Annotated in this window: 14 protein-coding genes; 11 read left to right on the plus strand and 3 right to left on the minus strand. The window is 46.4% G+C overall.

All coding sequences use genetic code 11. The annotated features are described in order from the left end of the window. Positions 1 to 5: 5 nt before the first annotated feature. From AACQ79_RS11535 to rnd, 7 genes are all read left to right on the plus strand, one after another. A complete protein-coding gene (locus AACQ79_RS11535; RefSeq protein ID WP_170899117.1) occupies positions 6 to 1,949 on the plus strand; it encodes an ATP-dependent DNA helicase in 1,944 nt (647 codons plus the stop codon). Positions 1,950 to 1,957: 8 nt separating this feature from the next. Then, entirely contained in the window at positions 1,958 to 2,659 is a 702-nt protein-coding gene (gene tsaB / locus AACQ79_RS11540) for a tRNA (adenosine(37)-N6)-threonylcarbamoyltransferase complex dimerization subunit type 1 TsaB (RefSeq protein WP_170899118.1), read from the plus strand. Positions 2,660 to 2,712: 53 nt separating this feature from the next. After that, a complete protein-coding gene (locus AACQ79_RS11545; RefSeq protein ID WP_170899119.1) occupies positions 2,713 to 3,018 on the plus strand; it encodes a chromosome partitioning protein ParA in 306 nt (101 codons plus the stop codon). Positions 3,019 to 3,033: 15 nt separating this feature from the next. Then, positions 3,034 to 3,597, plus strand: a complete 564-nt coding sequence (locus AACQ79_RS11550) for a Slp family lipoprotein (protein WP_017047796.1) — start codon at positions 3,034 to 3,036, stop codon at positions 3,595 to 3,597. Positions 3,598 to 3,599: 2 nt separating this feature from the next. Further along, entirely contained in the window at positions 3,600 to 4,454 is an 855-nt protein-coding gene (locus AACQ79_RS11555; protein WP_094147918.1) for an alpha/beta fold hydrolase, read from the plus strand. Positions 4,455 to 4,556: 102 nt separating this feature from the next. After that, positions 4,557 to 6,251, plus strand: a complete 1,695-nt coding sequence (gene fadD, locus AACQ79_RS11560; RefSeq protein ID WP_170899120.1) for a long-chain-fatty-acid--CoA ligase FadD — start codon at positions 4,557 to 4,559, stop codon at positions 6,249 to 6,251. Between the two features lie 97 nt (positions 6,252 to 6,348). Next, positions 6,349 to 7,467, plus strand: a complete 1,119-nt coding sequence (rnd, locus tag AACQ79_RS11565; RefSeq protein ID WP_129532397.1) for a ribonuclease D — start codon at positions 6,349 to 6,351, stop codon at positions 7,465 to 7,467. Positions 7,468 to 7,523: 56 nt separating this feature from the next. On the opposite strand, the gene minE is transcribed toward rnd, so the two are convergent. From minE to minC, 3 genes are read right to left on the minus strand one after another with little or no spacing between them, the layout of a single operon-like run. Further along, positions 7,524 to 7,790 (minus strand): cell division topological specificity factor MinE, encoded by a 267-nt coding sequence (gene minE, locus AACQ79_RS11570; RefSeq protein ID WP_010317176.1) that lies wholly within the window; start codon positions 7,788 to 7,790, stop codon positions 7,524 to 7,526. Between the two features lie 4 nt (positions 7,791 to 7,794). Beyond that, positions 7,795 to 8,607, minus strand: coding sequence for a septum site-determining protein MinD (minD, locus tag AACQ79_RS11575; protein WP_013857214.1), 813 nt, complete (start codon positions 8,605 to 8,607; stop codon positions 7,795 to 7,797). Between the two features lie 19 nt (positions 8,608 to 8,626). Further along, complete coding sequence (gene minC / locus AACQ79_RS11580) at positions 8,627 to 9,289, minus strand: septum site-determining protein MinC (protein WP_013857213.1); 663 nt, start codon at positions 9,287 to 9,289, stop codon at positions 8,627 to 8,629. Positions 9,290 to 9,488: 199 nt separating this feature from the next. On the opposite strand from minC, the gene AACQ79_RS11585 reads away from it, so the two are divergent. The 4 genes from AACQ79_RS11585 to AACQ79_RS11600 all read left to right on the plus strand — a co-directional run bounded on the left by AACQ79_RS11585 (position 9,489) and on the right by AACQ79_RS11600 (position 13,195). After that, entirely contained in the window at positions 9,489 to 9,770 is a 282-nt protein-coding gene (locus AACQ79_RS11585) for a YcgL domain-containing protein (protein ID WP_017044579.1), read from the plus strand. A gap of 23 nt (positions 9,771 to 9,793) precedes the next feature. Continuing rightward, entirely contained in the window at positions 9,794 to 10,762 is a 969-nt protein-coding gene (locus AACQ79_RS11590; RefSeq protein ID WP_013857211.1) for a lytic murein transglycosylase, read from the plus strand. Between the two features lie 61 nt (positions 10,763 to 10,823). Continuing rightward, positions 10,824 to 11,771 carry a LysR family transcriptional regulator gene (locus tag AACQ79_RS11595; RefSeq protein ID WP_019282016.1) on the plus strand — a complete coding sequence of 316 codons (948 nt, stop codon included), beginning with the start codon at positions 10,824 to 10,826 and terminating at the stop codon, positions 11,769 to 11,771. Between the two features lie 218 nt (positions 11,772 to 11,989). Continuing rightward, positions 11,990 to 13,195 carry a NupC/NupG family nucleoside CNT transporter gene (locus AACQ79_RS11600; RefSeq protein WP_019282015.1) on the plus strand — a complete coding sequence of 402 codons (1,206 nt, stop codon included), beginning with the start codon at positions 11,990 to 11,992 and terminating at the stop codon, positions 13,193 to 13,195. The last annotated feature ends 91 nt before the right edge of the window (positions 13,196 to 13,286 follow it).

Below are 13,286 nucleotides of genomic sequence, written 5' to 3' on the forward strand. Positions count from 1 at the left end.
TTTTGATGATTGCAAAAACCTTCTCTTCACAAGGCGCATTAGGCAAGGCCATTGCCGGTTTTCAAGCTCGACAAGCGCAAATTGACATGGCTGAAGCGGTCGCTAAGGCGATTGCCCAACAATCGCAATTAGTGGTTGAAGCAGGGACTGGTACAGGCAAAACCTTTGCGTATCTGGTGCCTGCGCTGCTCAGTGGTAAAAAAGTCATTATCAGTACGGGTTCTAAAAACCTACAAGAGCAGCTTTTTCATCGTGATTTACCCTTGATGATTGATGCGCTCGGTTTCTATGGCAATGTTGCGCTATTAAAAGGCCGAGCAAACTATCTGTGCCTTGATAGGCTAAGCCGCCAAATGGTGGAAAGCCACACCAACCAATCTGATCCACAGCTGCTGACTCAATTAGTGAAAGTGCGTCGTTGGTCATCGGAAACCAAAAGTGGTGATTTAGGCGAATGTGAAGAGTTGCCTGAAGACAGTGCGGTCATTCCAACCATCACCTCAACCAACGACAATTGCCTTGGCAAAGAGTGTCCAAGTTACGTCGACTGTTTTGTCTCTAAAGCGCGCAAAAAGGCGATGGATGCCGACGTTGTCGTGGTCAACCATCACCTTTTTCTGGCCGATCTGGCGATCAAAGAAACCGGGTTTGGTGAGTTGATCCCCGAAGCAGAGGTCTTTATCTTCGACGAAGCGCATCAGTTACCGGATATCGCCAGCCAATATTTTGGTCAATCAGTCTCCAGTCGCCAAGTTCAAGAGCTGGCGAAAGATATTGAAATCGGCTATCGCACTGAAGCAAAAGATATGCGCCAATTGCAGAAAGTGGGCGATAAACTGGTGCAGTCAGCGATGGATTTACGCATTGTGTTGGGTGAACCCAGTTTTCGAGGCAACTGGCGTGAGGCGTTAGCTTCACCATCGATTTCGCGAGAATTAGCGCGTTTGCGAGACAGCTTAGATTTTGCTATCGATGTGTTAAAACTCGCGTTAGGTCACAGCCAGTTATTGGATACCGCATTTGAGCGCGCCAACTTAATCAAAGGACGAATTGATCGAGTGTGTGATGTCTCTATTACCGGTTATTCCTATTGGTATGACACCACGCCGCGTCATTTTAGTTTACACATCACCCCACTTTCGGTGGCCGATAAATTTCACGAACAGGTGCAACAAAAGCAGGGCGCATGGATTTTCACCTCCGCAACTTTGGCCGTAAACGACGATTTTAGCCATTTCACTCAGCGTTTAGGGCTAAAGCCCCAAGCTCAGTTTTCATTACCAAGCCCGTTTGACTATCAGCAGCAGGCACGGCTGTGTGTGCCACGCTATTTACCTGAACCCAATAGCCCAGGCCTTGCCGATAAATTGGTGCGTATTTTGTCGCCAGTGATTGAGCAAAACCAAGGCCGCTGCTTCTTTTTGTGTACTTCCCACAGCATGATGCGCGAGTTAGGTGAACGTTTTCGAGAAGTGTTAACCGTGCCAGTGCTGATGCAAGGGGAGACGAGTAAACAAAAAACGTTGGCCGAATTTATGGAATTAGGTAATGCCTTATTGGTCGCGACAGGGGCATTTTGGGAAGGGATAGATGTTAGAGGTGACGCATTAAGCTGTGTTATTATCGACAAACTTCCATTTACCGCACCGGATGATCCGTTGTTGAAAGCGCGAATTGAAGATTGCCGAATGCGCGGTGGAGATCCATTTGCGCAAGTACAACTACCCGATGCCGTCATCACCTTGAAACAAGGGGTCGGGCGTTTGATCCGCGATAAACATGACAAAGGTGTACTGATCATTTGTGATAACCGTTTAGTCACCCGTGACTACGGTGGGCTATTTCTTGCCAGTTTACCGCCCATTCCACGTACGCGGGATTTGGACAAAGTAAAAGATTTCTTAAGTCAAATTTCAGTCACGACACCCGTAACTATTAACAACAATTAGAGACAGTAATGAGCGCAAAGATCCTTGCCTTAGACACAGCAACAGAGAACTGTTCTGTTGCTTTAATGATGAACGGCAAACTGTACGTTCGCAGTGAAGTTGCCCCTCGCGATCACACCAAAAAAATTCTACCCATGGTGGATTCCGTCCTCAAAGAAGCGGGCATCACCTTACAGGAACTAGACGCGCTAGCCTTTGGCCGTGGTCCGGGCAGTTTTACCGGAGTACGGATTGGCATTGGAATTGCACAAGGTTTAGCATTCGGTGCTGATTTACCTATGATAGGTATTTCGACCCTGGCAGCGATGGCGCAAGGCTGCTATCGTTTACAGGGTTACCAGCAGGTGGCGTGTGCAATTGACGCCAGAATGAGTGAGATTTACTGGGGTCGTTATACACGTCAAGAAGATGGCTCTTGGCAAGAGATAGATGCAGAGTGCGTCATTGCTCCTAATACTCTTGCTGAGCAAATCAAAGCTGACAGCATCACTTGGGGCTGCGCTGGAACGGGTTGGGCGGCTTATAAAGAAGAGTTAGATACGTTGCCTATCTCGTGTCAAATGGGGGAAGTCTTGTACCCAGATGCACAGGATATGGTGTTTCTTGCTCAGTATGAGTTTGCTAAAGGAAACACGCTAACAGTCGAAGAGTCGAGCCCTGTTTACCTGCGTGATAACGTGGCTTGGAAGAAGTTACCGGGCCGAGAATAATCAGTGAAAGGCAAGGCGTTGCATTCGTCTTGCTCTAATTGAATAGGAACAGTATGGTTTCAATTAACGGTTTACCTCCTGCGATAGTGCCCGGTAGCAATAGGGCTAATCGCGCAAATAAGAACAATGGGGTAAAGAAAGGCGATGCCAAAACCGGAGTAGGCCAACCTACTAAGGTGGCGAATGCTGTTTCTCATTCAATTCGTCATGTCGATCCATCAGAGATTCATCGGGCTAATCTGGAATACGATCTTCCTGAAGGCCGATCAAGAAAGGCGATGGAAGAGTACATGGACGTGATGAACCAAGCAAAAAAAGAGGAACTTGCTCAACTGATTGGAGTCGATATCTACATCTAATCCAACAAGGTCATTATGATGCGATCTTTTTCCACTTCTAAAACGCTACTATTGTTATCGTCCACATTGCTGCTTGGTGCATGCTCAAGCTTACCGGATGATCTTCGTGCCAGTAGTGATGCCGTGATCACCGATTACGCCACTTGGGTCAATACGCCAACCAATGAACAAGATGAAGTCCGGCTGGGCGGCGTCATCGCCAGTGTGACTAATTTGGCGGATAAAACACGGATTGAAATAGTCAATTTGCCAATTAGCTCATCAGGCCGACCGGATATCGACCGCGAACCGCAAGGGCGTTTTGTTGGCTATGTTGACGGGTTTGTTGACCCAGTGGCTTATGCGAAAGATCGTTTGGTGACGCTAGTGGGAACCAGCCTTGCTCCAGAAAAAGCCAAAGTGGGTGAGTTTGAATACACTTTCCCAACCATGGCCGTAAAAGGGCTACATTTGTGGCGAGTTGAAGAAAGAGTGGTCGTGAATGATCTCGGTACTTATATGTACCCTTGCCACAGCTTATATTGTCGTCAAATGTACATTGGTGCTCGTGAAGGGCGCGTGGTACAAGAAGTGAAATAGCGATGCAACAAAAACAGTACTCTCTTGCGCAAGGAATGATTGCGACTCAAGAGTTGGGAAACGCACAAACGGCCGACTTATCGGTCGTTTTTTTGCATGGTTGGTTAGATAATTCATCCAGTTTTCTTACCGTTATCAAAGCGTTAAGTCACCTTAATCCACAGTTACACCTTTGCGCAATCGATTTACCGGGACATGGCCTTTCAAGCCATAAAGCCGACGGTCATTTTTACCCATTTCATGACTATATTGATGATATTTACTCATTTTTGCTCAACTTATCACCAAACAGGTTAGTGATCGTAGGGCATTCCCTTGGTGCTTTAATCGCAAGTTGCTATAGTGCCGCCTTTCCTGAGCAAGTCGCAGGATTAGTTCAAATCGAAGGAATGGCTCCATTGGCTGAATCGCCACTAGAGAGTGTGGCCAGGCTGCGCAATGGCGTACTCAGCCGCCAGCGGATCCGGCGTAAGCCTCGTCGTAGGTTACCTAACTTAGAATACGCTGTTGCTCGCCGAGCCGAAGTCAACCAGTTAGAAGCAGCCTTGATCCAACCCATCGTTATTCGAGGGGTTGAGCTGTGCAATGACGAGTGGTATTGGCGTCATGACCCACAGTTAAACAGCGATTCCTTGTATCGCATGTCGTATGAGCATGCTCAGCACATAATGGCGCACATCCAATGCCCACAACGTGTGATTCTCGGTACACACGGTTTTTCTGAGTTACGAGCCGCTCGAGGCTATTTCGCCGATGATCGGCAAGAGATGTTCACTATTTCTGGTGGTCATCATTGCCATCTTGAGCAACCTTCGCAAGTCGCTGAACTAATTTTTGGCTTAGTTAACAAAATTTAAACAAGTGTTTGAGTGTTTCGTGCTCAAGCGCTTTGGCTGTGCTGTAATAGCGCACATAAAAATATCGCCGTAGAGCAGCCGCCAATAACGAGGAGTATTACCGTGGAGAAACCTTGGCTTTCACGCTATCCAACTGACGTACCTGAATTCATCAACCCTGATCAGTACCTCTCTTTGGTCGAAATGTTTGAGCAATCGGTTCATAAATATGCCGATCAACCAGCCTTTATGAATATGGGTTCGGTCATGACTTTTCGTAAACTGGAAGAGCGCAGCCGAGCATTTGCCGCCTATTTGCAAAATGAGCTAAAGCTGAAAAAAGGTGATCGTGTCGCCTTAATGATGCCTAACCTATTGCAGTATCCGGTCGCGTTATTTGGCGTATTACGAGCCGGGTTGATTGCGGTGAATGTTAACCCGTTGTACACCCCGCGAGAGCTTGAACATCAACTGAATGACGCCGATGCAAAGGCGATCGTCATCGTCTCGAATTTTGCCAATACCTTAGAGCAAATTGTTGAAAATACCTCGGTAAAACATGTGGTATTGACCAGCCTTGGACAGATGTTACCTAGAGCAAAAGGGACGTTGGTTGATTTCGTTGTGAAATATGTGAAAGGGATGGTGCCAAAATATGACTTACCAGGTGCCATTTCCATGCGTAAGGCGTTGCACAAAGGTCGCCGTTTACAGTATGTGAAGCCTTTTATGTCTGGCGACGACATTGCATTTTTACAATATACCGGTGGTACAACCGGTGTGGCAAAAGGGGCAATTCTGACCCACCGCAACATGATTGCGAATGTGCTCCAAGCAAAAGGGGCATATGGCCCAGTATTGGCCGAAGGCCGCGAACTGGTTGTGACGGCATTACCGCTTTATCACGTATTTGCACTGACCGTAAACTGTTTACTGTTCGTCGAAATGGGTGGGCGTAACCTATTGATTACTAATCCACGCGATATTCCAGGCTTTGTCAAAGAGCTGCAAAAGTACCCATTTACTGCCATTACGGGGGTGAATACGCTGTTTAATGCGTTGGTCAACAACGAAGATTTCCATGAACTTGATTTCAAAAATCTTAAGCTTTCTGTTGGTGGTGGCATGGCGGTACAGCGCGCGGTGGCCGATCAGTGGAAAAAAGTGACGGGTATCCACCTGCTTGAAGGTTACGGTTTGACTGAATGTGCACCACTGGTGACAGGTAATCCTTATGATTTAAGTGATTATTCGGGAGCCATTGGTTTACCCGTTCCTTCAACCGAAGTGCGAATTATTGATGATGAAGGCAAAGTGCTGGCGTATGATCAAGTCGGTGAGTTGCAAGTGCGTGGCCCACAAGTGATGCAAGGTTATTGGCAAAGACCGGAAGCGACGAAAGAAGTGATTGATGCCGATGGTTGGCTCTCTACAGGCGATATCGTCAAGTTTGATGAGCAAGGAATGGTCTATATTGTCGATCGCAAAAAAGACATGATTTTAGTCTCTGGATTCAACGTCTATCCTAATGAGATTGAAGATGTGGTTGCACTACATGGCAAAGTATTAGAAGTGGCCGCTATCGGCCAGCCTCATGAAGTGTCTGGTGAAATCGTCAAGATTTATGTGGTTAAGCGTGATCCGAGCTTAACCAAAGATGAAATCATTGCCCATTGCCGTAAACATTTGACTGGCTATAAAGTGCCTAAGTTGATTGAGTTTAGGGAAGATTTACCAAAGAGTAATGTGGGTAAAATTTTACGCCGCGTACTTCGTGAAGAAAATGATGCGGCAATTGAACAAACAAAACGTGCCTAAGCATCAAGTCAGTATGAAAAAATAGTGCTAGAATGCCGACTCAAACCGTCGGCATTTTTATGTCCCCTCTAGTAGGGTTGCCCAAAGTGAGCCATTAGTGAACTACCAAATAATTACCCAGCCTAACGACCTACAACATGTATGCCTTGCCGCGCGAGATGCCGATGTGGTGATGCTCGATACCGAGTTTGTCCGAGTGCGTACCTTTTACCCACAGCTCGGATTGATCCAGCTTTATGATGGTGAAAACCTCTCTTTAATCGACCCACTTGCCTTTGATGACATGGCCCCTTTTGTCGAGCTACTGCAAGACACCTCCGTGCTCAAAGTGCTGCATGCGTGTGGTGAAGATCTCGAAGTGTTTCATAATGCATTTGGCTGTACACCGTTTCCAATGGTCGATACACAAGTAATGGCAGCCTTTCTCGGCCATGGACTGTCTACCGGATTTGCCGCATTGGTTAATGAATTCTTAGGGATTGAAATTGATAAAAGTGAATCGCGTACTGATTGGTTAGCAAGGCCTTTATCGCAAAAGCAGTTGGATTACGCTGCCGCCGATGTGTTTTATTTGCTGCCGATTTACGAGAAATTACTTGATAAAGTGACGCAGGCGGGCTGGTGGCAAGCGGCGCAGCAAGAATCTGAACTATTGAGCGTCAAACGCATTAAACAGACTAATCCCGATTTGGCCTATTTGGATATCAAAGGGGCATGGCAACTAACACCGCAAGAATTAGCGATTCTCAAACCCTTAGCTACTTGGCGCTACGAAGAGGCGGTACGCCGTGATTTGGCGCTCAATTTTGTGGTCAAAGAGACAGATTTGCTGACTATCGCTCGTTTGGGATTGACGAGTGCAAGCCGTATGATTGATGAAGGGGCCGATCCGAGATCGATTCAACGTCACAGTGCCAAAATCATTGCATTGGTGAAAGCGGGCCAGCAGACTCCGGCTGATCAATACCCACCTAAAATCGACCCTTTGATGGACTATCCCGGCTATAAACAGTTGTTTAAACGGTTGAAAGATGAAGTTAAATCAGTGTCTCAAACCACGGGTTTAGCGACTGAATTTTTAGCCTCTAAAAAACAGCTCAACCAGCTATTGAGTTGGGTGTGGAAGAAAGAGAGAGATCCCGCGCAATTGCCGGATGTGATGCAGAGTTGGCGCTTACCTATTCTCGGTGAACGGCTCAACAAATTGGTTGAGTAAAATTGGTTAGTAAAGAGAAAGAGCCTGCAATTTTGCAGGCTCTTTTATCATAAGGATTACTTTTCTTCGTCTGGCAGTTTCACGTTCAATTCCAGCACAGAGATATCATCATCTTTGTGCTCAAAAGAGACTTCAACCATCGAAGGGTCAACCGCGACGTATTTGGCGATCACCTTGAGAATGTCTTCTTTCAATTGAGGCAAATAGGTCGGTGCAGGGTCATTTTCACTACGACGTTCGGCGACGATAATTTGCAAACGCTCTTTGGCAAGGCTTGCTGAGGTCGTTTTCTTTTGTGGTCGGAAAAACTCAAGTAGAGACATAATATTAACCCCCGAAAAGTCGTTTAAAGATGCCCTTTTTCTGCTCCGTTAGAAAACGAAACTCGACTTCTTGCCCTAATAAGCGCTCGACAGCGTCAGCATAAGCTTGGCCTGCGTCTGATTGATCGTCAAAAATAACCGGAACACCTTTGTTGGAGGCATTAAGCACCGCTTGGCTTTCTGGGATCACGCCAAGTAAAGAGATATGTAAAATCTCTTCAACATCTTCCACGCTCAACATTTCACCTTGTGTCACGCGAGTAGGGTTATAACGGGTTAATAAAAGGTGCTGTTTAACAGGCTCTAACCCTTGCTCTGAGCGCATTGATTTGGAATCCAAAATCCCTAAAATGCGGTCCGAGTCGCGCACGGAAGAGACTTCAGGGTTCGTCGTTACAATCGCTTCATCAGCAAAGTACAAAGCCATCAACGCGCCTTGCTCAATACCTGCTGGTGAGTCGCAAATGACGAAATCAAAGCCCATCGTATCGAGTTCATCCAAAACGCGCTTTACGCCCTCTTTGGTGAGTGCATCTTTATCACGGGTTTGTGAGGCAGGCAGAATAAACAGGTTTTCGGTGCGTTTATCTTTGATCATCGCTTGGTTAAGTGTCGCCTCACCGTTGATGACGTTAACAAAGTCGTACACCACGCGGCGCTCACAACCCATGATTAAGTCAAGGTTACGCAGACCGATATCAAAATCGATGACCGCTGTCTTTTTACCTTTTAAAGCCAAGCCAGAAGCAATTGCTGCGCTTGAGGTTGTTTTACCAACGCCGCCTTTTCCTGACGTTACAACAATAATGCGTGCCATTATGTTTTCCTTGTTAATTTTAAATCGTGAGCGTTTCAAAATGCAGTGAATCATCAACCATGCTGAGCATCACTTTCTTCTGCCAAAACTCACTTTCAATTTGATCGCTAAGCCAATAATTTCCAGCAATGGAGACCAGCTCTGCTTGTAAATCGTGACAAATAATTTTTGCTTCCGTTTGGCCGCTGGCACCGGCAATGGCCCTTCCGCGCAGTGAACCATGAATGTGAATTGAACCATCGGCGATCACTTCGGCCCCCGCGCTGACGTGATTGAGGATCACTAAATCGCTATCTTTGGCATACACTTGCTGGCCAGAGCGAATGGGCGTGCGAATCACCTTGGTTGGCGCTATTTGAGCGGGTGCTTGAGAAGGCGACTTGCTTGCTGCCATCACGGCAAAGCCAGCTTCTGAGGCTAAGTTTTGGCTGCGTTTATCACGGCAACCTGTCACACCGACCGGGATCATTCCCGCTTCAGTGATGCCTTGTTTGAGTATCGCAAAATCAATATCGCCAATCACTTTAGCAATATTGATCACCACAGGTGCAGAGGCAAAAAAAGCAGGAGCTTGGGCGACTTTTTCCTTGAGAAACTCAACGGTATTGGCAACTTCACTGTCGCAAAGGTGTAACACTGACAAAGTAAAACTGCTACCTTTTAGGTCAGGAGTATTCGACATCTTATATTGACCTCAATAACTAATGGCTTCACTAGAAAGGGCGTTGCCTGAAACTAGGGTTGTCATGTTATATTCCCTGACTTAGCTCAGCAAGTTATCTTGCGGTCAAATGTTTGTTTTAATCTCAAATTTGGTAAAAGTTTAACGTTTCTAACTTAATTGGCTCGAAAAGCCAGTTTATTACAATAAAAGGTTTGTCATGCTTTGCTCTATCTACAAAAGCTCTAAAAAAGAAGGTACCTATCTCTATATCCCCAAAAAGGATGACTTTTCACAGGTTCCTGACACATTAATGGCGATGTTCGGTAAACCTACTTTAGTCATGGTAGTGAAACTGGAAGGGCGTACACTTGCCCAAGTGAACATTGAAAAAGTAAAAGAGTCTCTAGAAAATGAGGGCTTTTTCCTACAGTTACCGCCACCGCCACAAAATTTATTAGAACAATATAAGCAGCAAAAGGCTCAGCAAAAAGATAGCTAAGTTTTCAGCTCAAGGAGGACGATTTGAGAAAGTTATTGTCAGTCGTATTGGGATTAAGCCTCTCCACGCCATTGATGGCGAATGAGGTTAGTTTTGAACACTATGTCGAAGGCTTGAAGCAGCAAGCACGAAATGAAGGCATTTCAGAGCAAATTTTAATCGATGCGTTTAAAAATGTGGAGTACAAGCCACGTGCTGTGACGGCCGATCGCAATCAACCAGAAAAGAAACTGACGCTGGATGAATATATCCCACGCGCGGTTCCAGAATGGAAAGTGAACCAAGCAAAGGCGCTGTATGAAAAGCACTATGCAGAGCTTAGCCGCATTGGCGAGCAATATGGCGTACAGCCGCGCTTTATCGTGGCTTTGTGGGGCGTAGAAAGTAATTTTGGTGCGTTGACCGGTGGTTTTAGTGTTATTGATGCGCTGACGACTATGGCTTATGACGGTCGTCGAGAAGAATTTTTCCGCAAGGAGACGATGGCCGCGTTGCAAATTCTACAGCAAGGTCATATCCAAGCTGATGAGATGAAAGGTTCATGGGCTGGCGCGATGGGACAATGCCAGTTTATGCCGAGTTCGTTTTTGGCGTTCGCTTCCGATGGTAATGGCGATGGCAAAAAAGACATTTGGCGCTCAAAGGAAGATGTATTCGCGTCGACGGCCAATTATCTCAGCCAATCGGGATGGGATGATAAATACACTTGGGGCCGTCAAGTTAAAGTTCCGCATGGCTTTGACCGCACTTTAGAAGGGCGACAGCCCGAAAAAGGGAAATCATTGAGAGAGTGGAACAAGCTCGGTATTACCCGTTACGAAGGTAAACCACTGCCTAATTTAGACAACGTTCAAGCTTGGCTTATCATGCCAGATGATGAAAATGGCCGCGTTTACTTGGTATACAACAACTATAATGTGTTGATGAAGTGGAACCGTTCATATTATTTCGCCCTCGCGGTGAGCCATTTGGCGGATAGAATTACCTATTGATTTGAACCTTAATTGAACGCAAAGGGCTCATCATGAGCCCTTTGCTATTTCTGGAGAGCGTGTGCTAGTTGAACGTGCAGGGCAAATGGTGATATTTGCTGCGTTAATCAAACATCAAGGCTTTACCGCTGCGGCCAAAAGCTTAGGCGTATCAGTATCGCATGTTAGTAAGCAGTTGGCCTTACTGGAAGCCTCGCTCGGGGTGAAGCTCGTTCAGCGAACCACCCGCAGCTTCACCACAACCGAGGCTGGAGAGGCTTTTTATCGCCATTGTATTGCGGTCGTTGGGTTGATGGATGCTGCGCAGTCTGAAATGGAAAGCCAGCGTGATGAGGTGTCTGGGCTGATTAAGCTTGGTCTTTCACAGTCGTTTGGTTCTTTGCACATTTTGCCAGCACTGGAGGCGCTTCGTCAGCGTTATCCAAAACTACAAGTGGAAGTGCATTTGTTCGATTATAGAGTCGATATGCTCGAAGAAGGGCTTGATTTGTGGGTGACCAACAACGAACATTTGCCGGAAGGGTACGTGGCGCAGCGTCTCGCCGATTGCCAATTTGTGCTGGCGGCGTCACCGGAATACTTATTAAACCATTCACCCCCTCAGACACCTGGTGATCTGTTAGGTCACAACTGCCTTATCTACCGCAGTTGGGAGCGAGATTACACCAGTTGGTCGTTTGCTAATCCAGAGCAAAAGGTCAACATCAATGTGTCGGGTAACTATTCGGTGGATTTAGCCGAAGCCGTGCGTGACGCCGCCGTGGCAGGGTGGGGTGTTGCTTACTTGGCGACTTATTTAATTCGAGATGAATTTCGAACTGGTAAACTGATCCAGTTGTTGCCAGATTGGCACGCAAATCAAAGTATGCCTTTTTATGCGGTTTACCCGAGCCGACAACATATGCCGAAGAAAACCTCAGCCGTGATTGAATTTATCAAGGCTTTAATCGGTACACCTTGCTACTGGGATACTCAGTTAGAGCCTTACATCCGTTTGACAAAAGTGTAATGAGTACGAATTATTATTTCCCAACTCAGAAACATCTTTTCTATATGGAAAAGATAAGCCTAAGCAATCGTTTAGCTTGTTACAAATCAACAGCTTGAAATAAGAGGCTTAAGGCTGCTATTTTTAAGCACACCTCTGTAACATTTGCGACTTGCGCATTCGTTTTCGCACGATAGAATGCGCGCCTTTCCTATCCCCGTTATCTGGATTGACAGCAAATGAACTCATTACTTGGCGTCGTCGCCATCTTATTTACGGCTTGGCTACTTTCTACCAATAGAAAAAACATCCAATTTAGAACCGTGTCGCTCGCTTTTTTATTGCAAGTAGGCTTTGCACTATTGGTTCTGTATGTCCCTATGGGGAAAGAAGTGCTCAACAGTGTCACGGGTGCGGTATCGAATTTGATCAATTATGGGCAAGAGGGAATTGGCTTTCTCTTTGGCGGTTTAGCCAATGGTAGCGTTGGTTTTGTGTTTGCGATTAATGTGCTTGGCATCATCATTTTCTTCTCCGCTTTGATCTCCGGTTTGTACCACATTGGTTTGATGCCTAAAGTGATTAATTTGATTGGCGGTGGTTTGCAAAAATTATTGGGTACGGGGCGTGCAGAGTCACTGTCAGCCACGGCGAACATTTTTGTCGGCATGATTGAAGCGCCGTTAGTCGTTAAGCCCTATTTAAAGCACATGAGTGATTCGCAATTTTTTGCGGTGATGACGTGTGGCTTAGCCTCGGTTGCGGGTGGTACGTTAGTGGGTTATGCCTCACTGGGCGTTAACCTTAACTATCTTATTGCGGCGGCATTTATGTCAGCTCCAGCCGGTTTGTTGATGGCGAAAATTTTGGTGCCGGAAACCGAAGCGCAAAGTCAGCAGGTGGCCAACGAAGAGGTTGAGATACCAAAAGCAACTAATGTGGTTGAAGCCGTAGCTGATGGTGCAATGTCTGGGCTTCGTATCGCGGTTGCGGTTGGGGCAACGTTACTGGCCTTTATCAGTGTGATTGCGCTACTCAACGGCCTATTGGGCTGGGTGGGCGGTCTGTTTGGCTTAACCCTTAGCTTTGAGTTGATTTTAGGCTACCTATTTGCTCCAGTTGCGTGGCTGGTGGGCATTCCATGGAGCGAAGCGATGACAGCAGGCTCACTTATTGGTAATAAAATTGTCGTGAACGAGTTTGTCGCTTTTATCCAATTGATGGACGTAAAAGATTCGCTCAGTGAACATTCTCAAGCGATTGTAACTTTTGCTCTGTGCGGCTTTGCCAATATTTCGACCATGGCAGTATTGATCGGTGGTTTGGGCAGTTTGGTGCCAGAGCGTCGCAGCTTCATCTCTCAATATGGTTTTCGAGCGATCAGCGCTGGCGTGCTGGCTAACTTGATGAGTGCTGCGCTTGCTGGGGTTATTTTGTCGCTATAAACGTAGCGTTTCTATTGGTTACGAAAACCCACCATACATTTTGTATTTTCGATGCCGGCTAACAGAGCCGGCATTTTTATCCATCCACCTC

Source organism: Vibrio sp. 3-2(1) (assembly GCF_963887575.1).
In the GTDB taxonomy this organism is placed as follows: domain Bacteria; phylum Pseudomonadota; class Gammaproteobacteria; order Enterobacterales; family Vibrionaceae; genus Vibrio; species Vibrio anguillarum.